A 26,436-nucleotide genomic window follows, 5' to 3' on the forward strand; every position below is an offset into this window, starting at 1 on the left:
GTGAGGCGGGGTCTGAAGGAAGCGTGTAGCAAAGCCACGACCTGACGAACAGAAACCAGATATGAGGCCTACCCGGTCGGACGAGCGAGCAAATGATCGCGAAGTCCTCAACCATCAAGGACTGGGGTGGTAGATCTGGCAGGTGTGTGGTGAAGGCGGTTGAGCTTACCTCGGGAGGCCTGCCCGGCGTCCTGGAATCAGGACTGAACGAACCGCAAGGGACGTTGACCACCGGGCAGGAGTCAGCAGCGGGCATATTAGGGCGACGAAGCCTGAAGGCCCAAACGGAAAGGAGCGGCGAGTAAGCCGGAGAACTCGACATGGGAGCGCAGCAGAAAACGCATCGCGTCCTCGACAGCGGACGCCGGGGTGAAACCCCGAGACCTGCTAATTGAGGGGCTGAACCTATGGCGGCGAACCCCGAGCCCGAAAGCCCGTCGGCTTGCAACCGACTGATGGAAGAAGTCTGCGAACGGGAGAACCTGAAGCAGGCGTTGAAACGTGTGAAAGCGAACAAGGGTGCGCCGGGCGTGGACGGCATGACCGTTCAGGCACTACCGGCGTACCTGCGGGAGCATTGGCCGACGATACGGGCCTCACTGCTCGATGGCACCTTCAAACCCCAACCTGTGAGACGGGTCGAGATACCCAAGCCGGCTGGAGGTGGCGTGCGCAAGCTCTTGGCATTCCTTCTGCACTCGACAGGTTCGTCCAGCAAGCGGTATTGCAGGTGCTACAAAGGCAGTGGGACCCGACGTTCTCGGACTCCAATTATGGCTTCCGCCCGGGACGCTCGGCGCATCAGGCAGTGGCAAAGGCACAAAGCTACATTCAGGCGGGACCTTGCTGGGTTGTAGATTTGGATCTGGAGAAATTCTTCGATCGCGTGAGCCACGATATCCTGATGAGCCGGGTGGCAAAGCGCGTCAGCGACAGGCGTGTCCTGAAGCTGATTCGCTCCTTCCTGACGGCAGGCGTGCTGGAGAATGGGCTGGTTGGTGCGACGGACGAAGGGACGCCCCAAGGCGGTCCCCTGTCACCGTTGTTATCCAATCTGATGCTCGACGATCTTGACCAGGAGCTTGAGCGGCGCGGACTGCACTTCGTGAGGTACGCCGACGATTGTAACGTCTACGTACGTAGCGAACGCGCAGGCCAGCGTGTGATGACAGGGCTGAAGTCCTTCCTCACCGGCCGGTTGAAGCTCAAGGTCAATGAGTCGAAGAGCGCTGTCGCGCGACCGCACACGCGAAAGTTTCTTGGTTTTACGTTCTCGGACCGGGAGCAGGCCAAACGGTGCATTGCGCCCAAGGCACTGGCTCGTTTCAAGGAGCGAATCCGAGAACTGACTCAACGCACGCGAGGGGTCAGCGTCGCCCAGTTGATAGGCTCGCTGAAACGATACTTCACCGGTTGGCGTGGCTACTTCGGTTACTGTGAAACGCCTCGGGTACTTCAGAAACTCGATGAATGGATTCGTCGTCGTCTTCGCTGTTTCCTCTGGAAGCAATGGCGACGTGGCCGAACCCGATTCGCGGAACTGGTTGCGCGGGGCGTGAACCGCAACCTTGCGGCCCAGACGGCGGGTTCGCCGCACGGTGCATGGCGCCTAAGTTGCAGCCCGGCATTGAGCAAGGCGTTGTCCAATCGTTACTTCCGTTCGCTGGGCCTGCCGTCGGTCGGTCCAGCGCCGATCAACTGATCCGAACCGCCGTGTACGGACCCGTACGCACGGTGGTGTGGGAGGGGTCGGGCCGCGAGGCCTGCCCCTATCCCGATCGGCGGGATCTTCCTCGTCTTCGTCGCGCAGGGCTTCGATATCCGGATGGCGATACAGCGCGTTGTCGTCGAAATTAAGCTTGGCGTCGAGCGAGATGACATCGCCGGAACCGGTCACGACCAGCGGATTCACTTCCACGACCGACGCATCTAGTTCGACGAACGCCTGATACAACGCCGCGATGAACTTCGACGCCGCGCTGACCTGCTTGCCGCTCAGCCCGAGCCCGAAAGCGATCTGCCGCGTGTGGAATGGCTGCAAGCCGGTGGCTGGATCGATCGCGACCTTGAGGATTTTCTCTGGCGTCCGATGCGCGACTTCCTCGATTTCCATCCCGCCTTCGGTCGATGCCATGATCGTGATGCGCGAACTCGCGCGATCAACCAGCATGCCTAAATAAAGCTCGCGCGCGATATCGCAGCCTTCCTCGATATAGAGCCGCTTCACTTCGCGGCCGGACGAGCCAGTCTGCTTCGTCACGAGCACGGACGACAGCATCTTGCGCGCGTTCTCGCGCACGTCGTCGATCGACTTCACGACGCGCACGCCGCCTTTGCCGTCGGGATCGTTGGCGAAGCGGCCCGCGCCGCGTCCGCCCGCGTGAATCTGCGATTTCACGACCCACACCGGTCCGCCCAGCGCCTGGGCCGCGTCGGCGGCCTCTTGCGCATCGAAGGCGACGCGGCCTTCCGGAACCGCGACGTCGTACTTTCGCAGCAGCGCCTTCGCCTGATATTCGTGGATGTTCATCTCGTCTCCAAATCCTCTGATGGGAATGTGCGCGCCTGTCTGCATCGCGCTAAAATACTATATATCACATTTCACGGACGCCAAAATACTTTTGGAAATGGGTGCATAGGCGACGCCAGACGCGATTTTGCGATTGCTGCAAAGCAATGTGATCGCCGTAGAACTGCCAAAATTACTGCAATTAGCGCATTGTGCGATGCACTACAGGGTTTGTTCCGAGCGCACAACAGTTGACTAATACTGTGTGTGGAATATTGTATATCATAGCAACCGGGACGCAGCGCGACGTTCCGGGCTCGCACACCACCCCCATTCGAGGAGGAGACAACAATGTCAGAAGTCGTCAGCAGCCGTCCGGAAGTCGCTCACGTCACCACCGCCGCCGATGACACGCTCAAGCAGAAGACGCGAGGCGCCGGCGTCGTGTCGGGCGGCCATCTGGTCGCCCGTGCGTTGAAGAACGAAGGCGTCGATACGATCTTCACGCTGTGCGGCGGCCATATCATCGATATCTACGACGGCTGCGTCGATGAAGGCATCCGCATCATCGACGTGCGTCACGAACAGGTCGCCGCGCACGCCGCCGATGGCTACGCGCGTCAGACCGGCAAGCTCGGCCGCGTCGTGACGACCGCCGGGCCCGGCTGCACGAACGCGGTGACGGGCGTTGCCACGGCGTTTCGCTCGGAAAGCCCGATCCTCCATATCGGCGGACAGGGCGCGTTGTCGCAGCACAAGATGGGCTCGCTGCAGGACTTGCCGCACGTCGACATGATGTCCGCGATCACCAAGTTCGCCGCGACCGTGCCGAGCACGGAACGTGTTGCCGACATGGTGTCGATGGCCGCGCGCGAAGCCTTCAACGGCGCGCCCGGTCCGGCGTATCTGGAGATTCCGCGCGATGTGCTCGACCGCGAAATCGACGTGACCAAAGCGGTGATTCCGCAGCCGGGGCGTTATCGCGCATCGACGAAATCGATCGGCGATCCGCAAGCCGTCGAAGCGCTCGCCGATCTGCTGGTCAATTCCGAGCGTCCGGCCATTCTGTACGGCCAGCAAGTGTGGACCGCGCGCGGCCACGAAGAAGCCATCGCGCTGCTGCGCGGACTGGATGTGCCCGGCTACTTCAACGGCGCGAGTCGCGGTCTGCTGCCGCCGGGCGATTCGCATCATTTCGATCGCACGCGTTCACAGGCTTTCGCGAAGGCCGATCTGATCGTGATCGTCGGCACGCCGTTCGATTTCCGCATGGGTTACGGCAAGCGCATCAGCAAAGACCTGAAGCTCGTGCAGATCGACATGGATTACCGCACGGTCGGCAAGAATCGCGATATCGATTTCGGTCTGGTCGGCGATCCGGGCGCGATTCTCGGCGCGGCGTTGCAGGCGGCGAGCGGGCGTCTGAAGAACGACAAGCGTCAGGCGCGTCAGGCGTGGATGCGCGAACTCTCGGCGGCCGAAGAAGCAGCAACGGCCAAGCTGATGCCGCTCTTCACGTCCGATGCCTCGCCGATTCATCCGTATCGCGTCGCGCACGAGATCAACCAGTTCCTGTCCGACGACACGATCTACATCGGCGACGGCGGCGATGTCGTGACGATTTCCGCGCAGGCCGTGCGTCCGCGCAAGCCGGGCCAGTGGATGGACCCGGGCGCGCTCGGCTCGCTCGGCGTCAGCACGGGTTTCGCGATCGCGGCGGGCCTCGCCAATCCCGAGAAAGAAGTACTCTGCTACTACGGCGACGGCGCGTTCTCCATGACGTCCTTCGACATGGAAACCGCGAACCGCTTCGGCGTGCCGTATATCGCGGTCATCGGCAATAACTCGGCGATGAACCAGATCCGCTACGGCCAGCTCGCGAAGTACGGCGAGGAGCGCGGCAACGTCGGCAATCTGCTATCGGACGTGCCGTATGGACGGTTCGCGGAAATGCTCGGCGGATACGGCGAGGAAGTGCGCGAGGCATCGAAGATCGCGGGCGCATTGCAGCGGGCGCGCGAATCGGTGGCGAAGACTGGCAAGAGCGCGGTCATCAACATCTGTCTGGGTCGATCCGACCGTCTACGCGCCCGGCACGATGGCGCAGACGATGTACAAATAAATGTGAACATATAAACATCGAACGGAAGATTTGGGAGACAAGGCATGGACAATTCCGGCAAGGCTTTGGACGGCGTGCGCATCCTGGATTTCACGCACGTCCAATCGGGACCGACCTGCACGCAGTTGCTCGCGTGGTTCGGCGCGGACGTGATCAAGGTCGAGCGCGCGGGCGCGGGCGACATCACGCGCGAGCAGTTGCGCGATATCCCCGATGCCGACAGCCTCTACTTCACGATGCTGAACCACAACAAGCGCTCGATCACCATCGACACGAAGAATCCCGAAGGCAAGAAGGTGCTCGAGACGCTCGTGAAGAAGTGCGACGTGCTGGTGGAGAATTTCGCGCCGGGCGCGCTGGATCGCATGGGCTTTACGTGGGCGCGTATTCAGGAGCTGAATCCGCGCATGATCGTGGCGTCGGTGAAGGGCTTCGGTCCCGGTCCGTACGAAGACTGCAAGGTTTATGAGAACGTCGCGCAATGCGCGGGCGGCGCGGCATCGACGACCGGTTTCGACGACGGCCCGCCGACCGTGACCGGCGCGCAAATCGGCGATTCGGGCACGGGCCTGCATCTGGCGCTGGGCATCGTCACGGCGCTGTATCAGCGCAATCAAACGGGACGCGGCCAGAAAGTGCTCGCCGCGATGCAGGATGGCGTGCTCAACCTCTGCCGCGTGAAGCTGCGCGATCAGCAACGTCTCGAGCGTACCGGCGTGATGAAGGAATATCCGCAATACCCGAACGGCAGCTTCGGCGAAGCGGTGCCGCGCGCGGGCAATGCGTCTGGCGGCGGTCAGCCGGGCTGGATTCTGAAGTGCAAGGGCTGGGAAACCGATCCGAACGCGTACATCTACTTCATCACGCAGGCGCCGGTGTGGGGCGAGATCTGCAAGGTGATCGGCAAGGAGGAATGGATCGATCATCCCGACTACAAGACGCCGAATGCACGCCTGCCGCATCTGAAGCAGATTTTCGACGAGATCGAACGCTGGACCATGTCGAAGACCAAGTTTCAGGCGATGGAAATCCTCAACAAGCACGACATTCCGTGCGGCCCGATTCTGTCGATGAAGGAAATCGCCGAAGAACCGTCGCTGCGCAAGACTGGCACGATCGTCGAGGTGGATCATCCGGTGCGCGGCAAATATCTCACGGTCGGCAATCCGATCAAGCTGTCCGACAGCCCGACCGAAGTAGAGCGCTCGCCGCTGCTCGGTGAACATACCGACGAAGTGATGGCCGAACTCGGCTATTCGCCCGATCAGATCGCAACGCTGAAAAGCCTCGGCGCGATCTAGCTTTTCCGCAGCACGAACCCGTCCGCCGTCTCCGCAAGGAGGCGGCGCGGATCGTCACGTCTAAAACATCGGATTACTAATTAAATGGAGACACGCTAATGAACAGCACGGCAGTGCAGGAACGCAGCGAAACGGACATGTCATCGAATGCGGTCGCGCCGATCGCGCCCTTGCACGCGGCCGATGTGAAACGCCGCGTCGCCGAAGTATTCGAGCGCGTGAAAGCCGAAGGACGCACGTCGCTGACCGCGCCGGAAGGCAAGCTCGTCTGCGATGCATACGGCATCGCGGTACCGCAAGAAGGCGTCGCGACGAGCGCCGACGATGCCGCGAAGCTCGCGTCGTTTATCGGCTTTCCGGTGGTGCTGAAGATCGTGTCGCCGGAGATTCTGCACAAGACCGAAGCGGGCGGCGTGATCGTCGGCGTGCGTGACGAAGAGGGCGTGAAGGCGGGCTTCGACGCGATCATCGCCAACGCAAAGAAATACGACGCGAACGCGACCATCGTCGGCGTGCAGGTTCAGCAGATGGTCGACGCGGGACAGGAGGTGATCATCGGCGCGGTGACGGATCCGTCGTTCGGCAAGCTGATTGCGTTCGGTCTCGGCGGCGTGCTCGTCGAAGTGCTCAAAGACGTGACGTTCCGTCTCGCGCGATGAAGCCGCGTCGATGCTCGACGGCATTCAGGCGGCCGACGTGTTGCGCGGCGTGCGTGGCGCGGAGCCGGTGCATCGCGAGGCGCTGATCACGCTGATCGAACGCGTATCGCGTCTCGTCGACGACTTTCCACAAATCTCGGAGATGGACCTGAATCCGGTGTTCGCGAGTCCGGGCGGCGCGGTCGCGGCGGATGTGCGTATCGTGATGGACTTCGAACCGACCGCGCCGCGTTATCGTCCGACGCAGGAGCAGATCGTCGCGCAGATGAATCGCATCATGAAGCCGGATGCGGTCGCGGTGATCGGCGCATCGAACGAGGACGGCAAGATCGGCAACTCGGTGATGAAGAACCTCATCAACGGCGGCTATCAAGGCGCGATCTATCCGATCCATCCGAAAGCCGACGAGATCATGGGCCGCAAGGCGTACAGGAGCGTGAAGGATGTGCCCGGCGTGATCGACGTGGCCGTGTTCGCGATTCCCGCGAAGTTCGTCGCGCAAGCGCTGGTCGAAGTGGGCGAGAAGAAGATTCCCGGCGCGGTGCTGATTCCTTCGGGCTTTGCCGAAACGGGCAATCACGAAGGTCAGGAAGAGATCGTCAAGATCGCGCGCCAATACGATATCCGTATGATGGGCCCGAATATCTACGGCTTCTATTACACGCCGAAGAATCTGTGCGCCACCTTCTGCACGCCCTATGACGTGAAGGGCAAGGCCGCGTTGTCGTCGCAATCGGGCGGTATCGGCATGGCGATCATCGGCTTTTCGCGCTCGGCAAAGATGGGCGTTTCCGCGATCGTCGGGCTCGGCAACAAGAGCGATATCAACGAAGACGATCTGCTGACGTTCTTCGAACAGGACGACAACACGGAGATCATCGCGCAGCACTGCGAGGACTTGAAGGACGGACGATCTTTCGCGGAAGCGGCGCGTCGCGTGTCGAAGAAGAAGCCGGTCGTCGTGCTGAAAGCGGGCCGCACGAGTCTCGGCGCGCGCGCGGCGAGTTCGCATACGGGCGCGCTCGCGGGCAACGACAAGATTTACGAAGACGTGTTCCAGCAATGCGGCGTGATCCGCGCGCGCTCGTTGCGCGACCTGCTCGAATTCGCGCGCGGCATTCCGAAGCTGCCGACGCCGAAGGGCGAGAACACGGTGATCATCACCGGCGCGGGCGGATCGGGCGTATTGTTGTCGGATGCGTGCGTCGATAACGGCCTGTCGCTGATGACCATGCCCGACGATCTCGATGCCGCGTTCCGCAAGTTCATTCCGCCGTTCGGCGCGGCGGGCAATCCCGACGATATCACCGGCGGCGAGCCGCCTTCGACGTACAAGAATACGATTCGCCTCGGGCTCGAAGACGATCGCATTCATTCGATCATTCTCGGCTACTGGCACACGATCATCACGCCGCCGATGGTCTTCGCCAAGCTCGTGATCGAAGTGAAGGAAGAGATGAAGGCGCTCGGCATCGAAAAGCCGATCGTCGCATCGCTCGCGGGCGATGTGCAGGTGGAAGAAGCGGCGGAATATCTGTGAACACGGCGTGCCCACGTACGCGTACTCGACCGAACTGCCGGTGGCGGTGCTCGGCGCGAAGTACAAATGGGCGCGCGGCGCAGGGAAACTTTAAAGCTGGTAGGAGGGGACGAGAGCGCGGGCCACGCATGCCCGCGCTCCACACAACAAAGGGAGACACACATGACACACTGGATTCGTTTCCGCGATACCGACGGCCGCATCGGCTTCGGCACGCTCGACCCGCATTCGGGCCGCGTCGTGCAGCACGACGGCGCGATGTTCGATCGTCCGCGTCCGACCGATGTTTCGTTCGCCGCTGCCGATCTCGCGCTGCTTGCGCCTTGCGAGCCGAGCAAGATCGTCGCGCTGTGGAACAACTACTATGCGCTGTCGCAAAAGCTCGATAAAGCGCCGCCGAAGCATCCGCTGTTTCTCATCAAGCCGCCGATGTCGGTGATCGGACCGCTTGAATCGATTCGGCATCCGAAGAGTTATCACGGCAAGATCGCGTATGAAGGCGAGTTGGGTATCGTGATCGGCAAGCGTGTGAGCGATGCATCGGTCGAGGAAGCCGAAGCGGCGATCTTCGGCTACACCTGCGTGAACGACGTCACTGCCATCGAACTCCTGCAGGAAGATCCCAACTTCGCGCAATGGTGCCGCTCGAAGGGCTTCGATACGTTCTCGTGTCTCGGCCCGCATATCGTCAGCGCCGATGCATTCGACTGGCGCGGCGCTCATGTCGTGACGACCGTCGAAGGCGTCGAACGGCAGAATTATCCGCTCGACGACATGATCTTTTCGCCCGCACAGCAAGTGAGCCTGCTGTCGCACGACATGACCCTGATGCCCGGCGATGTCATCGCGTGCGGAACGTCGATCGGCGTCGGCTCGATCAAGGACGGCGCGCGCGTCGATGTATCGATCGAAGGCATCGGCACCTTGTCGAACGTGCTGGACGCGTAACGCTCAGAGGAATAAAAAAGCAGTCAAGGAGACATATGAAAACCGGCAAATACCGCTATGTCGTCGCGGGCCTGCTATTTACGGCAGGCGCGATCAACTACATGGACCGCGCGGCGCTCGGCATCGTCGCGCCGATCGTGAGCAAGACGCTCGATCTGTCGCCGTCGCAACTCGGCATCATCTTCAGCAGCTTCTTTATCGGCTATTCGATCTTCTCGTTTCTCGGCGGATACTTCGCCGACAAATGGGGCACCGTGCGCGTGTTCACTTACGCGATGGGACTATGGTCGCTGTTCTGCGGACTCACGGCGGCCGCGACGGGATTCGTGTCGCTGTTGCTGTTGCTGTGCCGCGTGTTCTTCGGCATCGGCGAAGGGCCGATGAGTTCCAACACGAATCGCACGATCTCGAACTGGTTTCCACGTCACGAAACCTCGACGATGATCGGCTTCACGTTCTCCGGGCAAACGCTGGGCAACGCGGTGGCGGGTCCCATCGTCGGGCTGATCGCGTATGCATTCGACTGGCGCACGTCGTTTATCGTTATCGCGGTGCTGGGCTTTCTGTGGCTCGTCGTGTGGTGCATCTTCGTGACGGACAAACCCGCCGACAATACGCGCGTGCAAGCCGATGAACGCCGTTTGATCGACGAGAGCTGCGCCGTGGCCGAAGCCGCGAACGTGGAAGACGACGGCATGACGCTCGGCGCGTATCTGCGCCGTCCGAGCACGCTCGCGCTGGGCGCGGGCTTGTTTGCCGTGAACTATACGCAATACGTGTTCATCTCGTGGCTGCCGAGTTATCTCACCAACGTGCTTCATCTCGATCTCAAGGAGATGAGCATCATCACGTCGATACCGTGGATTTGCGGCGCGATCGGCTACTTCGGCAGTGGTCTGATCGGCGACTGGATTTATCGGCGCATGGACGATCCCGTGAAAGCGCGCAAGCTCGTCGCGACGATTCCGCTGGCGCTGTCGGTCGTCGCGGTGTTGAGCATCACGTCGGCGACATCGCTTGCGGCGGCGGTCGGACTGATCGCGGCGGCGCTCTTGTTTCTCACCGGATCGTGTCAGGCGATCTGGGCCATTCAGCATGAAATCTTGCCGCTGCATCGTCAGGGCGGCGTGGGCGGCTTTATTCACTTCCTGAGCAATCTGTCGGGCATCATCGGGCCGGCGCTCACGGGCTTTCTCATTCAATACTTCGGCGGCTATCACAGCGCGTTCCTGTTCGGCGCACTGATCGACTTCACCGGCGTCATCGCGATGGTGCTGTTCGTGCATAACCGCCGCGCGTCCGAACTGGGCATCGCAAGCCATTCGGCACGCTAAGACGGAGACATTCGACATGAAACGCATCCTGATCACGGGCGCTGGCGGGCTGATCGGCCGCGTGTTGCGTGCGGGTTTCGCGGGGCACTACGCGCTGCGTCTCGCGGATATCGCGCCTCAGGATCCGGCGGGCCAGCATGAGGAAATCGTTACGATAGATATAAAGTATCCTGATCAATTAAACGAGATGATGGAAGACGTCGATACCGTCGTGCATCTCGCAGGCATTCCGGACGAGGATTCGTGGCAGAAGATTCGCGACATGAACATCGACGGATGCTACAACGTGTTCGAGGCCGCGCGTCAGGCTGGCGTGAAGCGCGTGGTGTTCGCGAGTTCGAATCACGCGGTGGGTTTTCATCGGCGTGATCGCATGATCGACGACAGGGTCATGTTCAGGCCCGACAGCCGCTACGGCGTATCGAAGGTCTTCGGCGAAGCGCTCGGCCGTCTTTATGCCGACAAGTACGGCATGTCGGTGGCGTGTATGCGTATCGGCTCGTTTCGCCCGGACGACCGGCCGAGCGCGCCGCGTCATCTGGCGTCGTGGTCGTGGATCAGCCATCGCGATATGGTACAGCTTACGCGCCGCTGTATCGATGCGCCGGACTATCACTTCGTCATCGTGTATGGCGTGTCGGACAATGCGCGCAATCGCTGGAGCAATGCGAATGCGCGCGCGCTCGGCTATGTTCCCGAGGACGATGGCGAGACTTACGCGGCGGATGTACTCGCGTCGAATCCGCCCGAAGATGAAACGGAGGCCTTGTTTCATGGAGGATTCGGATGCCTGCGCGAGTTCGCGGGCGATCCCGATCGCATCGACTGAACGACGATAACAAAGGAGACGGCATGGCGAGATTCGACGAGAAGCGTCGCACGACGCTCAAGGCGTTGGGCGCGTTGACGATGCTCGGCGGCTGCGCGCAAACGCAGGTGCAAACGCAAGGTCCGCAAGTGAAATGGTCCACCGGCACCGAACGCGCGACGCTGCCGATGCCGGCAAACGCGACGGACTGCCATCACCATATCTACGATCATCGTTATCCGTGGGCGCCCGAGGCGACATTGAAACCCGGCGACGCGACCGTGGACGACTATCGGCAATTGCAGCAGCGCATCGGCACGACGCGCAACGTGATCATCCAGCCGTCGAGTTATGGCGTGGATAATCGCTTGCTGGTCGAGTCCATCGCGCGTTTCGACGGACGCGCACGCGGTATCGCCGTCGTCAATACGAGCGTCACGCAGACGGAACTCGTCGCGCTCGATCGCGCCGGCGTGCGTGGCATCCGCTTCAATCTCGCGCCACCGGGCACCACGACGCTCGACATGGTGAAGCCGCTGGCGGCGCGCATTGCGCCGATGGGCTGGCATGTGCAGGTGAATGCGCCGGCTGCATTTCTGCTTCAGGCGCGCAGCGTGTGGTACGACTTGCCGTGTCCGGTCGTGTTCGATCATCTCGCGCATGTGCCTGAACCGGATGCCGTGCATCAGCCTGCGTTTCAGATGGTTTCCGAGTTGCTCACGAGCGGCAAGGCGTACGTCAAGCTGATCGGCTTCTACAACGAAACGCGCGTCGGGCCGCCGACGTATGCGGACAGCGTTGCGCTGGCATCGGGCTTCGCGCAGGTCGCGCCCGAGCGCATGCTGTGGGGCAGCGACTGGCCGCATCCGACCGAGCAGCCGCTGAACCGCATTCCCGACGACGCCTTGCTGACCGATCTGTTCGCCAAGGTGGTGCCGGACGAAGCCACGCGCAAGATGATCCTCGTCGATACGCCCGCGAAACTCTACGGATTCAACTAGTCGTCATACCGGCGTCAGCGCCTTTCCTGTCGTCAGGAAGGAGACGATGTTGTCGGCGGTGAGGCGCGCCATCGCGAGGTGCGTTTCGTGCGTCGCGCTGCCGATATGCGGCGCGAGCACGACTTGATCGAACGTGCGCAAGGGCGAGGCGGCATCGAGCGGCTCGTATTCGAAGACGTCGAGCACCGCACCGCCGATCGCCCGGCTTTCCAGCGCCGCGACGAGCGCCGCTTCGTCCACGACCGAGCCGCGCGCGATATTCACGAGCAGTCCCTTCGAGCCGAGCGCATCGAGCACGGCGGCGTCGATCAAATGACGCGTCGCGCTGCCGCCGGGGCAACTCGCGATCACAATATCGGACCAGCGTGCGAGCTCCACGGGCGTGGCGAACCATTCGAACGGCAGCGTCTGACGCGTGCGGCCGAAGTAAGAGATCTGGACTCCGAATTGATCGAGCCGCCGCGCAATCTCCTTGCCGATGCGTCCCATGCCGACGATGCCCACGCGCTTGCCCGCAAGACTCGATCCAAGCGGAAACGCGCCCCGGCTCCACGCGCCTTGGCGCACGAAGCGATCCGCCAGCGGCAATTGGCGCAGCAGCGCGAGTATCAGGCCGATGGTCAGTTCCGCGACGGCCGCGTTGAGCAGATCCGGCGTGTTCGTCACGACGATGCCGCGTTCGCGCGCGAAGTCGACCGGAATGCGATCGAAGCCGACGCCGCTCGTCGCGATGATACGCAGCGACGGCAAGCGCTCGATCAGCGCGATATCGATGTCGTAATTCGAACGCGTCGCGATCGCGCCGATGCGCGTGCGCAGCGCGTCGTCGGCATCGATATCGGCGAGCGAATGCAGAGGCAATCGCTCGTTCAGAAGCGACTGTGCGATTGTCGGAAACTGCCGATCTGCAGAACCGGCGGCAAATTGATGTCGTCGTGTTGCATCGCGAATCCTTACTTGTTGACGAGCTTCGCCGGCACGAAGACGAGAATCAGCAGCGCCGACAGCGCAAGCGAAGCCGCGACCACGAAGAGCCCCGACGAAAGCGAATGCGTCATGGTCTTGAGCCAGCCGATCACGGCCGGGCTGATGAAGCCCGCGAGGTTGCCCGTGCAGTTGATCAGCGCGATGCCCGCCGCTGCGCCCGTGCCGCCGAGAAACGCGGTCGGCAAGGCCCAGAACATCGGCAGCGCGGTGATGACGCCCGCGGTCGCGAGCGTGAGTCCCGCGACCGACATCGCCGACGACGAGCCGAACAGCGCGCACAGCACGAAGCCCGCGCCCGCGATCAGCGCGGGCAGCGCGACATGCCAGCGCCGCTCGCGCGTGCGGTCCGCGTGCTTGCCGGCGACGATCATCGCGACGAGCGCGACGGAGTAGGGAATCATCGTCAGCAGGCCGATCATGAAGGCGTCTTCGATGCCGGTCGAACGCAGGATGGTCGATTGCCAGAAGCCGATGGCGTACGAGCCCATCATGATGCCGAACAGGATCAGGCACATCAGATACACGCGCGCCGACGTGAACACCGCACGCACCGAGCCGTGCGTCTGCGTGGCGGTATCGGCGGCGATTTCGTCCTGAATCACGCGCCGTTCGCGTTCGCTGAGCCAGACGGCATCGGCGACGCGATCGTCGAGATGCTTGAGTATCACGATGCCCAGCACGATCGACGGCAAGGCTTTGATGATGAACAGCCACTGCCAGCCCGCGAGTCCCCACAGGCCGCTCATCGAATGCATGATCCATCCCGATGCGGGTCCGCCGACGAGCCCCGACACCGGATTGCCCGCCATCAGCAGCGCGACCATCTTGCCGCGCCGATGCGATGGAAACCAGTAGGTCAGATAGAGCACCATGCCCGGAAAAAAGCCCGCTTCGGCGACGCCGAGCATGAAGCGCACGACATAGAACTGTATCGGCGTGCTGACCCAGGCAGTCGCCATCGAAAGCAACGCCCACGTAATCATGATGCGCGCAATCCAACGCCGCGCGCCGATGCGATGCAGCAGCAGATTGCTGGGCACCTCGAAGAAAAAGTACCCGACGAAAAACAGTCCCGCGCCGAAGCCGTAGACCGCTTCGCTCAGATGTAGCGAGTTGAGCATCTGCAACTTCGCGAAGCCAACGTTCACGCGATCCAGATAAGCCACCACGTAGCCGACGAACAGCAGCGGCATGAAGCGCAGCGCGACGCGTCTGAAGATGGAATCGGCTTCGCTGGCTTCTATCGATGCGGGGAATGACGTGCTTTCGTACAAGGTCGTCTCCTTCTTCTGATCGTTTATGTTTTTGTCTGCTCGATGCCGATGTCAGTGCGCCGCTTCCGCGCGCAACGCGAGCCGGTCCGCATGAGGAATGCGAAAGCCGATCGCCTCCAGCGCGTTTTCCAGTTGCATGCGCTGCGTCGCATCGAGTTCGACGAGCGGCGGACGCAGGTTCGCCCACGCTTCGTCGCCTGACTGCCACGCGATCGCGGCCTTCATGGCGGCGATCATCGGGAAGCGCTGGAAGACGGCGCGGGTTTCGTCGAGGCGACGCTGTTGCGCGGGCGCATCGACGGCCTGCCAATCGCGCGCGAGCGTGGCGATGGCGGCCGCGTTGACGTTGCCGGTCGCGGTGATGCAACCGGCGCCGCCCGCCTGAAGCGTGCGCAACAAAAACGTCTCGCTGCCCGCGAACACTTCGAAGCCTGTCGCCGCGAATGCGTCGATCACCGCCGATGTGTTGGCCCAATCGCCCGAACTGTCCTTGATGCCCGCGATCGTGCCCGGATACGCCTTCACAGCAGCCGTTCGATCAGCGCGAGACTCAACGGCACCTGCGCGACCGGCGGAATGTGATAGAGGTAGATGCGAAGCCGCGCGTCGCCGACCGCGTCGATCACGCGGGCATAGGCGCGGAACAGGCCTTCGTCGCTGACGCCCTTGTAGTAGAACGGCGGCAGCATCAGCACGCCTCCGCAGCCGTTGGCCACCGCATGTCGCGTGAGTTCGATGGTGTCGGGCAACGCGCACGCGCCGGTGCCGGGCATCATGCGCGCGGCGGGCAATCCGGCGGCGATGAGCGCATCGAGCAGGCCGCGCTTTTCCGCGACCGACAGCGAATTGGCTTCCGAGTTGGTGCCGAACACGGCAAGGCCGACATCGTCGTTCAGCAACGCGCGGCAGTGGCGCACGAGCCGTTCCGCCGATGGCACGCCGTCGTCGTCGAATGGCGTGAGAACGGGCGACAGCGCGCCCTGAAAGGTCTTTGACGAAGTCATGGCAAGCGTCTCCTGATTGTCCTGACAGGTTCGAGGGTCGCGGTCAGTATCGTCGCGTGCCGGGCCTCGAAGTGCCGGGCCATGCTTGCTTCAAAGAAAAGAATTTTTGATGTTTCGGGCCGGTCGCTTGTGCGGCGCGCGCAAGAACGCATGAGGCCGCCCGAAAGCTGCCTCATGCGGACGTTGATAAAACGCGTTGCGGCTATTTTCTCGGCGTGTTGCCGCGATGTTCCGTCGCGCGCAGGAAGTCGAAGTCGACGCCTTTGTCGGCCTGCGTGACGGTATCGAAAAAGAGCTTGCGATAGCCGCGCTCGGCGGTCGGAATCGTCACGTGCTGCTGAGCCGCGCGCGTCGCGAGTTCTGCATCGGTGACGAGCAAACTGATTTCGCGCTTCGATACGCTCAGTCGAATGCGATCGCCGGACTGCACATACGCGAGCGGCCCGCCCACCGCCGATTCGGGCGTCACATTCAGCACGATGGTGCCGAACGCGGTGCCGCTCATGCGGCCATCGGAGATGCGCACCATGTCTTTCACGCCGGCGGTGGCGAGCTTGCGCGGAATCGGGATATAGCCCGCTTCCGGCATGCCCGGCGCGCCTTTCGGACCGATGTTCTTCAGCACGAGAATATCGTCCGCGTTGACGTCGAGCTCGTCGGAATCGATGCGCGATGCGAGGTCCGCCGCATTCTCGAACACGACCGCGCGGCCTTCGTGTTCCATCAGTTTCGCATCGGCGGCGGACTGCTTGATGATCGCGCCGCCCGGCGCGAGATTGCCCTGCAACACGGCGATACCGCCTTGCGGAAAGATCGGTTTGTCGAACGGACGCACGACGTCCTGCGCGAACGCGGAACCGGCCGCTTCGATCTCTTCGCCGAGCGTGCGGCCCGTGACCGTCAGCGCGTCGAGATTGAGCAGCGGCTTCAGTTCGCGCAGCAAAGTCGCCATGCCGCCCGCCTTGTGAAAGTCCTCCATGTAATGCGAGCCGGACGGCTTCAGGTCGACGAGCACCGGCGTTTCGCGGCCTATGCGATCGAGCGCCTGAAGATCGACGTCATAGCCCATGCGTCCCGCGATCGCCGTCAGATGCACGATGCCGTTCGTCGATCCGCCGATGGCGAGCAGCACGCGCATGGCGTTTTCGAAGGCTTCCGCCGTGAGGATATGGTCGATGGTGAGTCCGTCGCGCGCCATCTGCACGGCCTGCGTGCCGGTCATCTCCGCGACGCGCATGCGATCCGACGTTACCGCTGGCGGCGATGCGCCGCCGGGCACCGTCATGCCGAGCGCTTCCGCGATACACGCCATCGTGCTCGCCGTGCCCATCACCGAACAGGTGCCGACGCTCGCGACGAGCTGATTGTTCATCGCCGCGATTTCGGTTTCGTCGATTTCCTCCGCGCGAAAACATTCCCAGTAACGCCGGCAATCCGTGCACGCGCCGACATGCTCGCCGCGATGCGCGCCCGTCAGCATCGAACCGGTGATGAGCTGAATGGTCGGAATGTTGGCCGACGCCGCGCCCATCAATTGCGCGGGCACGGTCTTGTCGCATCCGCCGATCAGCACGACCGCGTCCATCGGCTGCGCGCGAATCATTTCCTCGGTGTCCATCGACATGAGGTTGCGCAGATACATGCTGGTCGGATGCGAAAACGATTCGTGGATCGAGATGGTGGGGAAGTCCATCGGCAGGCCGCCCGCGAGCATCACGCCGCGTTTGACGGCCTCGATCAGTTGCGGCGCGTTGCCGTGACACGGGTTGTAGGCGCTGCCCGTATTGACGATACCGATCACCGGTCGATCCAGCGCGCTGTCCGTATAGCCCGCGCCCTTGATGAACGCCTTGCGCAAAAACAGCGAGAAGCCGTTGTCGCCGTAGCTCGTAAGCGATTTGCGCAGGCCGCCGGGTTCCTGCGGCGAGTCCTTTTTTGCAGGGGTTTTCTTGAATGTATTGCTCATGATGGCGACGTCTCCTGTGGGAATTTCCTATGCATTATCGCGGCCGATGCGCGTCGGCGCGATCGGCTCGCGCTTGCTTCAAACGATAATATTTTTTGCTTTCGGACAATACCGTTACCGGTCTATCGCCGTGGTTTGCCTTTGTCCTGCCGCGCGCGCTGAAATCGATTCGGCCGCACCGAGAAACGCCTGCACGAGCCGGATGCGCGCGCACGAGCGGCCCCACATCAGGCCGACGAGACGCTTGGGCGTCACGTTGGGCAGCGCCCATTTGCGCACGGACAAGCCGTGGTATTCGTGCGGCGCCCAGTCCGGTACCAACGATACGCCCAGACCGCGATCGACGAGCGTCGCGATGGCGGCGAGTCCGTCCAGTTCGCAGCGCTGATGCGGCTTGATGCCGTGTTGCCGCAAATAGGTATCGGCGAGCTGACCGCCCACGACATTACGATCGTAACGAATGAAAGGCTCCGAAAGCAGCGTGCCGTGCACGTCCTCGACCTGCATCGAAGCGGGCGTCAGCAGAATGAGCGCTTCCGTGCGGAACGTGTGCCAGTCGCAACTCTTCGGCAGATTGAACAGCGGCTGCGCGATCACGGCGGCATCGAGATCGCCGGACGTCACCTTGCGATACAGATCGAGCGAGGTGCCCGGCTCCAGATAGAAATCGACCTGCGGATGACGCTTCAACAGCACCGCGAGCGCATCGGGGATCAGGCTGCCCATCATGGTGGCCATGCCGCCGAGACGCAATTGTCCCGCCAACTGATCGGTGTCCTCGACGTCGGTGCGCAGATCGCGGATATCGTGCAGCACCGCGCACGCCCGCGCCAGAATGCGCTCGCCGGCTTCGGTCGCGCCGACGGTGCGGCCCGAGCGTCGCACGAGCGTGGTGCCGAGTTCCTGCTCCAGCATTTTCACGCGCTGCGCGACGGCGGCAGGCGTGAGATCGAGCCTGCGCGCGGCTTCGGCAATGGAGCCGAGTTCCACGACGAACACGAAACTCTGCAGATAGCGCGAGTCTATCGATAGAAATTTTTTGGTTTGAAGAAGCCAAAGCATACTTCCAGTCGGCCGGGCATGTCATCACACTAGACGCGACGTTCAATCACGACTCAGGAGACAGCATGCCGATCATCCAATCCATCGAAGTGTGCGCGGCCGCCGTGCCGCTGGACCGCGTGACGTCGTTTTCCACGCGCACGGTGTCCACGCGTCACTACGGCCTCGTCAAGGTGCGCTCGACGGACGGCGTCGAAGGTTTGGGCTTCTGCTATGTCGGCAGCGCGGCAGGAGATTTGCTGACGACCGCCGTCGAACAGTTGCTCGCGCCGGTGTTGATCGGACGCGACTCGTACGCCGTCGAAGGCTTGTGGCAAGCGATGTACGACGAAGCGCTGCTGCAAGGCCGCGCGGGCACCGTCATGCGCGCGCTGTCCATCCTCGATATTGCGCTGTGGGATCTCAACGCGCGCACGCACGGCGTGCCCTTGCACAAGTATCTCGGCGCGAACGAACTCGACAGCGTGCCCGCATACGCGAGCGGCAGCTATTACCTCGAAGGCAAGACGCCCGCCAAACTCGGCGAGGAAATGGCGAGCTATGTCGACAAGGGCTTTCGCGCCGTCAAGATGAAAGGCGGACGTCTGTCGCCGCAGGAAGAGGAACAACGCGTGCGCGCCGCGCGCGAAGCCGTCGGCCCGGATGTCGAATTGATGATCGACATGAACAACGGCTGGCGCGATCTCACGCAGGCGCTGCAGCATGTACGCCGTTTCGAGCAATACGATCCGTATTTCATCGAAGAACCGTTCTCGCCCGACGATGTCGACAATCACGCGCGGCTGGCCGATGCCACGCGCATTCCGGTTGCGACCGGCGAGATCGGCTATGGCCGGGGGTATCACAAGGAACTGCTCGACAAGCGCGCGGCGTCGATCCTGCAAACCGATGCGGCCGTGTGCGGCGGTATCACCAAATGGCGCAAGATCGCGTCGACGGCGGCATCGTACGGCGTGGTGATGTGTCCGCACTGGTTCCACGATCTGCATGCGCCGCTGGTTGCGGCCACGCCGAATGCGCGGTACGTCGAGTACTTCTGGGACGATCAGGTGCTGAATTTCCGGCGTCTGGTTGACCGGCAACTGGAGCATCGCGACGGACGCATCATGCTGCATCAGGAGCCGGGTCTGGGCTTCGCGTTCGACGAACGGGAAGTCGCGAAGTACGGCAAATAGACGCGCATCGGCGCGCGTGCTTAAACAGGCGTCGCCTAAAGTCTCATCACCTTAAGTAGTCGACCGTTCGGCGATCGAAAAGCCGAGATCGACGTGCGGATGCGCGGGGCTTTTGCCGTCGAGATAATCGAGCAGCATCTCGCCAGCCAACTCGCCGATGCGCAGCGACGGCACGCGAACGGTCGTGATGCCCGGCTGCGTCGCTGCCGCGATCGGCAGATCGACGAAGCCCATCAAGGCCAGATCATCCGGCACGCGGATGCCGCGACGCTGGCATTCGAACAGCACGCCCGCCGCGAGCATGTCGCTCGAGCAGAACACGGCGTCGACATCCTGGCGGCGTTCGAGCAGGGCGCTCAATAGCGCGGGCGCGTCGTTGATGCCTGCGGGCCGGTCCAGCATGACGGCTTCGGGCTGCTCGATGCCGCTCGCCTTCGCGCCCGCGCGCAAGCCGTCCAGACGTTGCGACGAACGGACATCGACGGCGCCCATATAGCCGAGTCGACGGCGGCCGCGACCGGCCAGAAAGCGCGCGACCGCCGCGCCCGCATCGCGATGCGAGAAGCCGATACGCATGTCGATCTGATCGTTCGAGGTATCCCACGCCTCGATCACCGGCACGCCGCATCGCTGGATACGGTTCACCAGCGCGGCGGGCGCGGACGTGCGGATCAGCATGATGCCGTCGACGCGCCGGCCGACGAACGCATCGAACAAACGCTGTTCTTCGGCGGCCTGATAGTTCGACTGGCCGAGCAGCAATTGATAGCCCTTCACAGCCAGCGTCTGCGACAGCCCGATCACCGTGTCCGAAAAAAACTGATGCTCGATGGTCGGAATCACCGCGCCGACGATCCGCGAACGGTTGGACGCGAGACTGCCGGCGTTCAGGTTCTGCACGTAGCCGAGCCGCTCGATGGCGGCATGCACGGCCGCGAGCGATTCCGTCGACACGAGTTCCGGTTGGTTCAGCGCGCGCGAAACGGTCATCCGGCCGACTTTCGCCTCGCGCGCGACGTCTTCCATCGTTGGGTGCGGCTGGAGGTTGAGGCTGGCGTCTTGCATGGCGTCGCTTCTTTTCATGATGCTCGATGGCTGGGCGGCTAGGGAAAACGATGTGCGTGACCGGATCGTGCACGCTTGACACTCGAAACGATACCTTCTATTTTGGATGGGAGCGCGCACATCGCTGTATATCCTTGATGCAATGCGGAAATTTTGGTTAATCCAAAGTTCGCGTGGCGTCAAATGGGAGCGCTCTCACCAATAGGAGACATAACGTGCTGACGAAGGACCAGATAGCGCAGTACCACGACGACGGCTATGTCATCGTCACCGATGTATTCACGCCGGAACTCGTGCAGCGCATGCGGCAAGTCACCGACGAACTCGTCGAGCAATCGCGCTCGGTGAAGGAATCGAACGCGATCTTCGATCTCGCGCCCTCGCATAGCGCCGAACGTCCGCGTGTGCGGCGCATCAAGGATCCGGTCGTGGTCGATCCGGTGTTCATGGAGGCGCTGAAGCATCCGCAACTGATCGCCGCGCTCAAGAGTCTGCTCGGGCCGAATCTGCGCTTGCGCAACACCAAGCTGAATCTGAAGGAAGCGCATGTCGGCGATCCGGTCGAATGGCATCAGGACTGGGCGTTCTATCCGCACACGAACGAGGACGTGCTCGCCATCGGCGTGATGCTCGACGATTGCGAAATCGAGAACGGTCCGCTGCTGGTTTTGCCGGGCAGCCACAAGGGCCCCGTCTGAGCCATCACACGGAAGGCTATTTCTGCGGCGCGATGGACCCGGCGCTGTGCGATGTCGATTTCGCGAAAGCCGTGCCGTGCACTGGCAAGGCGGGCTCGTTCTCGATCCATCACGCGCGCACCGTTCACGGCTCGGCGGAGAACACGTCGAACAGGCCGCGCCGTCTGCTGCTGTACGAAGTCACCGCCGCCGATGCCTGGCCGCTTATCGACGGGCCCGGTCAGGGACGCTCGCTCGACGCCTTCAACGAGCGGATCATCGCGGGCGAGCCGACCATCACGCCGCGCGTGGAACCGGTGCCGGTCATCATGCCGCTGCCGCCCGCGCCGCGTCAGGGATCGATCTACGAGAACCAGTCGTCGCTCAAGAACCGCTTCTTCGCGACCTCGGCTGCGCCCGCCGCCGCGACCATGTGAGCGAGCAAGCCGGAGATCGCATGCAACAAGTCAAGGTGTATCAGTCGCTATGGGCGATGGAGCGGCGTCGCCCGGACGGACAGGAGTGGCCGCTCGACGTGCAGCTACGCATGATCCGCGACGCCGGTTTCGACGGCGCGGGCGTGCGCTTCTTCGATTACGCCTTCGCGCGCGACGTCACGCGCACGCTGAAGGAATACGGCATAACATGGCAGGCGCAGTGTTATCCGCAAAGCGTCGACGATCTGAAGCCGATCATCGAGCATGTGCAGGAACTCGGCGCCGATCACATCAACCTCCAGCCCGATGTCCGGCCGTATTCGATCGAAGAATGCATTTCGCTTATCGAAGGCTGGCGGCGTCTCGCGCACAATGCAGGCGTGGCCGTGCATATCGAGACGCATCGCAATCGCATGACCACCGATCTGCTGTTCACGCTGCGTCTGCTCGACTGCTTTCCCGACCTGCGCCTCACCGGCGATATCTCGCATTACGTGGTCGGCCGCGAGTTCGCATGGCCGATCGGCGAGGAAGACGACCGTCATATACGCCGCATTCTCGACAACTGCTGGGGCTTTCACGGACGCGTCGCGAGCCGCGAACAGATCCAGGTGCAGATCAGCTTCGCGCATCACCGGGAATGGCTCGACCTGTTCTTAGCGTGGTGGCAATACGGCTTCGAACGCTGGCGCGAACGCGCGCCGGACGACGCCGTGCTCACTTTCCTCTGCGAACTCGGCCCGAAGGAATACGCGATGACGGACCGCAACGGATATGAGCTTTCGGATCGCTGGGAAGAAGCGCTGATGTTGAAGGACCTCGTGCGGGAGATGTGGTCCGGTCTCGAAGCACGCAAAGCAGCCTGATTGAAACGCGAGAAGCACCCACAAACACTATATTGGAGACGAATCATGGAGGAAGCAGGCATTGCGAGCGTGAGCTCGTCGAACTCCGTGCGATGGGTCAGGATCGTGCTGGTGATCTTCCTGATGTACACGATCTCGTACTTCGACCGCACCAACATCGGCCTCGCGTTGCCGTCGATCCGGCGCGACCTCGGCATCGACGCGACGCACGCGGGACTGGTGGGCGGCATCTTCTTCTGGGGCTATGTCATCACCTTCATGGCGGGCGGCTGGCTCGTCTCGCGTTTCGGCGCGCGCCGCGTCGTGCTGGTGGCGCTGATCTGCTGGGGCGCGGCGGCGATGACGACAGGTCTCGTCCGGAACCTGAACGAACTGCTCGCGGTGCGGCTGGTGCTCGGCATCGCGGAAGGGCCGGTCTGGACCTCGGCCGCGAGCCTGACCGCTTCGTGGTTCGTCCGTTCGGAGCGCGGCAACGCGTTCGGGCTCTGGGTCATCAGTTCGCCGCTGGACGCGTTGCTGGCGGGACCGGTCTCGGGCCTGCTGCTCGCGCATCACGACTGGCGCGCGATGATGATCATCGAAGGCCTGCCCGCGTGGATCTGGGCGGTGGTCTGGTACTTCATGATTCCGAAGGGCGTCGCCGAGGCACGCTGGCTGTCGGATGCGCAGAACCAAAGCCTCACGCGCGCGCTCGCCGAAGAACAGGCCAGCTTCACGAGCGTGACGCAGCATTCGGGCATCCGCCGCGTCATCTCGCTCAAGGCGACCTGGTTTCTCGCGGGCGGTTTCTCGCTGATCAATCTCGTCGTCTACGGATTCATGCTCTGGCTGCCGACGTCGATCGCCGCATCGGGCAAGCTCGGGCCGGTGGAAGTCGGTGTGCTGTCGGCGTTGCCGTGGGCGGCCTGCATCGTCGGCATTCTCGTGTCGACGCGCAGTTCGGACCGGCATCAGGAGTGGCGTCTGCACGCGGGCGTGCCGATCCTGATTGCGGGATTGCTGTTGCTGATCGCGGCCAACGTGCCGCCTTCTTCGCTCGCGCTGCGCATGACGCTTTTCACCGCGATGGGCTTCTTCCTGCAGATGTTCCTGCCGCTGATCTTCGTCTACGTGACGGAACTGCTGCCCGCCGCCGATGCGATCGTCGGCACGGCGCTGATCGGCGCGATCGGCAATCTGGTCGGCGGATTTCTCGGGCCGGTGCTGGTCGGCATGCTGTCGGGCAAGGGCAGCGATTTCGCACTGGCGTTTTTCGGTGCTGGGATGCTGCGGGCTGATGGGCGGCGCGCTGGTGTTGTGCGCGCGGCCGCATCGCGAGCAGGTGGCGGTGCCGGCGGTCGCGCGATGACGTGTGTCGATCGGCGGCTCAATCGTAGCGTTTGAGCTGCAACACATAAGTGAAGCGGTCGGCCGGATACACGCTGACCGTCGCTTCGAACACCGCGCCGCGATCGTCGACGTAATGACGCGTGATTTCGAGCGCATGCGCGTCGACTTCCGCGCCGAGCGGTTTTGCAAGCCGCGCCGGAATGCCGGTGGCGCGGATTTCCTGACGCACTTCGCGCACCACGCGGCCGAAGCGCTGCTCGACCATCTCGCAGATCAACCCGGAGCTGTTGCGCAGCTCCTTCTTTATTCCCGCGCCGATCAGCGGTTCCAGATAGACATCGGTCCAGCAGATCGGGCTGTCCGGCTTGGCCTGATCGACGCGCAGCATCTCGGTGCGCAGCCAGCGCGATCCGGTTTCCACCCCCAATTGCGCGGCCAGCCCCGGACTCGCCGATATCTCCGCGACGGACTGCACGTGCCGCTCCGTCACCACCGCGAACTGAATCAGATCTTCGATGCTGGACATCGACTGCTCGAAGGCCACGCGCGGCTTGCTCGCCTCGACGCGAATGCCCGCGCGCTTGCGCCGCGAAATCAGCCCGAGTTCCTGCACGCGTTCCAGCGCGGAGCGCACGGTCGCGCGGCTCACGCCGTATTGAGCCGATAGCTCGACTTCGCTCGGAAGCGAAGCGCCGACTTCGAATGTGCCGTCGCCGATTGCGCGGATGAGTTGCTCGGCCAGTTCCGCGTAGCGGGGTTTCATGTGAATGCGTCCTCATTGCGTGCTTGTTGCCGCGCAGTCCGCTCGCGGCGCGCTAATGCTAACGATCCGCGCGTGCGCTGCCAAGCCGCGCCGGCGCTCGGCGCATCGTTCGCATGGGCGTAAACCCGAGGTTGACCGGATCGTGCGATCGCCAATATAGTCCGTACATATTAATAAAGTACGGACATATTATACCGGGGTTCGCGAAGGCGAACACCGCCGATCCGGGAGACGAAAGCATGGCTGTTCATAGCGAAAGCGCGACTCATCACGATACCGACGCCGGTCCATCGGTCGAGCGCAAGAAGACGCCAATCTACGCGCGCCTCGGCGTGCAGATTGTCGTGGGCATCGTGGCGGGCATCGCGCTCGGGTTTATCGCGCCGAAACTCGCCGTCGACATGAAAGTGCTCGGCGATATCTTTCTGCGCCTGATCAAGATGATCGTCGCGCCGCTCGTGTTTCTGAACGTGGTGCTCGGCATCGCGGCGGCTGGCGATCTGAAGAACGTCGGGCGCATCGGTTTTCGCGCGCTGATCTATTTTGAAATCGTCTCGACGGTGGCGCTCGCCATCAGCATGGTCATCGCGAATCTGTCGGGCGTGGGCAGCGGCATGCATCTGACGCAAAGCGCCGAAGCCGCGGCCGCCGCGCACGCGCAATACGGCAAGGCGGGACCGGCATCGTTCGAACACTTTCTGCTGACGCTGTTTCCCGACAACTTCGTCGGCGCGTTCGCCAATGGTTCGCAGCTGCAGGTGCTGGTGATTTCGATCGGCTTCGGCGCCGCGTTGCTGATGCTGAAGAAGGACACGCGCGCCAGCGTCGAAGGCGGACTCACGCGCATGTCGGAGTGCTTCTTCAAGTTCGTCGACGTGATCATGAAGTTCGCGCCGCTCGGTGCGTTCGGCTCGATTGCGTTCGCGATCGGCAGCAGCGGCATGAACGCGGTGATCTCGCTCGGCTATCTGCTGCTGGTGATGTATCTGACGCTGGGGTTCGTGATCGTCGTGGTGTTCGGCGTCATCTTGCGGCTATACGGCTTCAATATCTTCCGCTTTCTGCGCTACTTCAAGGACGAAATCTTCCTGCTGTTCGCGACGGCATCGTCGGAAAGCGCCTTGCCGCGTCTGTTCGAAAAGCTCGAGCGGCTCGGTTGCTCGCGACAGTCGACGCGGGTCTCGTGCTGCCGACGGGTTACGCGTTCAATCTCGACGGCACATCGGTCTATATGTCGCTGTGCACGCTGTTTCTCGCCAATGCGTATGGCGTGCCGCTCGATCTGCATCAGCAACTCGGCTTGCTTGCGTTGATGCTGATCACGTCCAAGGGCGCGGCGACCGTATCAGGCGGCACCTTCATCGTGTTCGCGGCGACGGTTACGGCATCCGGCATGTTGCCGCTCGAAGGTCTGACGATCCTGTTCGGCATCAACCGATTCACGTCGCAGGCGGTTTGCATCTGCAATGCGATGGGCAACGGCGTCGCCACGCTGGTCATCTCCAAGTCGACCGGCGAGTTCGATGCAAGCGCCGCGCGCGCGGAATATCAGCGCGTGTTTGGCATCACGCCCGGCAAGGTTATTTGATTCGACATATTAAGGAAATTG

Annotated in this window: 19 protein-coding genes and 4 pseudogenes; 15 read left to right on the forward strand and 8 right to left on the reverse strand. The window is 62.5% G+C overall.

Features of this window, described 5'->3' with window-relative positions:
• Nucleotides 1-724: 724 nt before the first annotated feature.
• A complete protein-coding gene (gene ltrA, locus BVER_RS03600; protein WP_332309062.1) occupies nt 725-1,702 on the forward strand; it encodes a group II intron reverse transcriptase/maturase in 978 nt (325 codons plus the stop codon).
• 60 nt (nt 1,703-1,762) lie between these two features.
• Here the strand turns inward: ltrA and BVER_RS03605 are convergent.
• Nucleotides 1,763-2,530 (reverse strand): annotated as a pseudogene (locus tag BVER_RS03605) (succinate--CoA ligase subunit beta); the annotation flags it as partial.
• Between the two features lie 330 nt (nt 2,531-2,860).
• On the opposite strand from BVER_RS03605, the pseudogene BVER_RS03610 reads away from it, so the two are divergent.
• From BVER_RS03610 to BVER_RS03640, 7 genes and pseudogenes are all read left to right on the forward strand, one after another.
• A pseudogene (locus BVER_RS03610) lies at nt 2,861-4,631 on the forward strand (thiamine pyrophosphate-binding protein).
• Between the two features lie 44 nt (nt 4,632-4,675).
• Nucleotides 4,676-5,932 (forward strand): formyl-CoA transferase, encoded by a 1,257-nt coding sequence (gene frc, locus BVER_RS03615; protein WP_050452123.1) that lies wholly within the window; start codon nt 4,676-4,678, stop codon nt 5,930-5,932.
• A 98-nt stretch (nt 5,933-6,030) separates the two neighbouring features.
• Nucleotides 6,031-8,225: pseudogene (locus tag BVER_RS03620) on the forward strand (acetate--CoA ligase family protein).
• Nucleotides 8,226-8,293: 68 nt separating this feature from the next.
• Nucleotides 8,294-9,079, forward strand: coding sequence for a fumarylacetoacetate hydrolase family protein (locus tag BVER_RS03625; protein WP_050452124.1), 786 nt, complete (start codon nt 8,294-8,296; stop codon nt 9,077-9,079).
• Between the two features lie 35 nt (nt 9,080-9,114).
• Nucleotides 9,115-10,413: an MFS transporter gene (locus tag BVER_RS03630; protein WP_050452125.1), complete on the forward strand. Its 1,299-nt coding sequence runs from the start codon at nt 9,115-9,117 to the stop codon at nt 10,411-10,413.
• A 16-nt stretch (nt 10,414-10,429) separates the two neighbouring features.
• On the forward strand, nt 10,430-11,242 hold the full coding sequence (locus BVER_RS03635; protein WP_050452126.1) for an NAD-dependent epimerase/dehydratase family protein: 813 nt from the start codon (nt 10,430-10,432) through the stop codon (nt 11,240-11,242).
• Nucleotides 11,243-11,265: 23 nt separating this feature from the next.
• Complete coding sequence (locus BVER_RS03640) at nt 11,266-12,222, forward strand: amidohydrolase family protein (protein ID WP_050452127.1); 957 nt, start codon at nt 11,266-11,268, stop codon at nt 12,220-12,222.
• A 3-nt stretch (nt 12,223-12,225) separates the two neighbouring features.
• On the opposite strand, the gene BVER_RS03645 is transcribed toward BVER_RS03640, so the two are convergent.
• The 5 genes and pseudogenes from BVER_RS03645 to BVER_RS03665 all read right to left on the reverse strand — a co-directional run bounded on the left by BVER_RS03645 (nt 12,226) and on the right by BVER_RS03665 (nt 18,452).
• Complete coding sequence (locus BVER_RS03645) at nt 12,226-13,083, reverse strand: 2-hydroxyacid dehydrogenase (protein WP_232316364.1); 858 nt, start codon at nt 13,081-13,083, stop codon at nt 12,226-12,228.
• A gap of 92 nt (nt 13,084-13,175) precedes the next feature.
• Nucleotides 13,176-14,483: an MFS transporter gene (locus tag BVER_RS03650; RefSeq protein WP_050452128.1), complete on the reverse strand. Its 1,308-nt coding sequence runs from the start codon at nt 14,481-14,483 to the stop codon at nt 13,176-13,178.
• Between the two features lie 51 nt (nt 14,484-14,534).
• Nucleotides 14,535-15,487, reverse strand: a pseudogene (locus BVER_RS03655) (dihydrodipicolinate synthase family protein).
• A gap of 202 nt (nt 15,488-15,689) precedes the next feature.
• Nucleotides 15,690-17,453 (reverse strand): IlvD/Edd family dehydratase, encoded by a 1,764-nt coding sequence (locus BVER_RS03660; RefSeq protein WP_050452129.1) that lies wholly within the window; start codon nt 17,451-17,453, stop codon nt 15,690-15,692.
• A gap of 114 nt (nt 17,454-17,567) precedes the next feature.
• Nucleotides 17,568-18,452, reverse strand: coding sequence for a LysR family transcriptional regulator (locus tag BVER_RS03665; protein ID WP_332309059.1), 885 nt, complete (start codon nt 18,450-18,452; stop codon nt 17,568-17,570).
• A gap of 128 nt (nt 18,453-18,580) precedes the next feature.
• Between BVER_RS03665 and BVER_RS03670 the strand changes: the two genes are divergently transcribed.
• Nucleotides 18,581-19,690 (forward strand): mandelate racemase/muconate lactonizing enzyme family protein, encoded by a 1,110-nt coding sequence (locus tag BVER_RS03670; RefSeq protein ID WP_050452130.1) that lies wholly within the window; start codon nt 18,581-18,583, stop codon nt 19,688-19,690.
• 51 nt (nt 19,691-19,741) lie between these two features.
• Here BVER_RS03670 and BVER_RS03675 read toward each other — a convergent pair whose 3' ends face one another.
• Nucleotides 19,742-20,755, reverse strand: a complete 1,014-nt coding sequence (locus BVER_RS03675; protein WP_198155150.1) for a LacI family DNA-binding transcriptional regulator — start codon at nt 20,753-20,755, stop codon at nt 19,742-19,744.
• 215 nt (nt 20,756-20,970) lie between these two features.
• Between BVER_RS03675 and BVER_RS35090 the strand changes: the two genes are divergently transcribed.
• The 4 genes from BVER_RS35090 to BVER_RS03690 are packed head-to-tail and all read left to right on the forward strand — an operon-like array spanning nt 20,971 to nt 24,118.
• On the forward strand, nt 20,971-21,453 hold the full coding sequence (locus tag BVER_RS35090) for a phytanoyl-CoA dioxygenase family protein (RefSeq protein ID WP_269750739.1): 483 nt from the start codon (nt 20,971-20,973) through the stop codon (nt 21,451-21,453).
• A gap of 32 nt (nt 21,454-21,485) precedes the next feature.
• Entirely contained in the window at nt 21,486-21,869 is a 384-nt protein-coding gene (locus tag BVER_RS35095) for a phytanoyl-CoA dioxygenase family protein (protein ID WP_269750740.1), read from the forward strand.
• 20 nt (nt 21,870-21,889) lie between these two features.
• Nucleotides 21,890-22,735 (forward strand): sugar phosphate isomerase/epimerase family protein, encoded by an 846-nt coding sequence (locus tag BVER_RS03685; RefSeq protein WP_050452157.1) that lies wholly within the window; start codon nt 21,890-21,892, stop codon nt 22,733-22,735.
• 45 nt (nt 22,736-22,780) lie between these two features.
• The gene (locus BVER_RS03690) at nt 22,781-24,118 is read left to right on the forward strand and encodes an MFS transporter (protein ID WP_050452132.1); all 1,338 of its coding nucleotides are present in this window, start codon (nt 22,781-22,783) and stop codon (nt 24,116-24,118) included.
• Here BVER_RS03690 and BVER_RS03695 read toward each other — a convergent pair.
• Nucleotides 24,102-24,827, reverse strand: a complete 726-nt coding sequence (locus BVER_RS03695) for a GntR family transcriptional regulator (RefSeq protein ID WP_050452133.1) — start codon at nt 24,825-24,827, stop codon at nt 24,102-24,104. The genes BVER_RS03690 and BVER_RS03695 overlap by 17 nt on opposite strands.
• Nucleotides 24,828-25,066: 239 nt before the next feature.
• Between BVER_RS03695 and BVER_RS03700 the strand changes: the two genes are divergently transcribed.
• Entirely contained in the window at nt 25,067-26,140 is a 1,074-nt protein-coding gene (locus BVER_RS03700) for a cation:dicarboxylate symporter family transporter (RefSeq protein ID WP_198155151.1), read from the forward strand.
• Nucleotides 26,059-26,415, forward strand: coding sequence for a cation:dicarboxylate symporter family transporter (locus tag BVER_RS35100; protein WP_269750741.1), 357 nt, complete (start codon nt 26,059-26,061; stop codon nt 26,413-26,415). Before BVER_RS03700 ends, BVER_RS35100 begins: the two co-directional genes overlap by 82 nt.
• The last annotated feature ends 21 nt before the right edge of the window (nt 26,416-26,436 follow it).

Origin of the sequence: Candidatus Burkholderia verschuerenii (assembly GCF_001189365.1) — a bacterium.
GTDB lineage: Bacteria > Pseudomonadota > Gammaproteobacteria > Burkholderiales > Burkholderiaceae > Caballeronia > Caballeronia verschuerenii.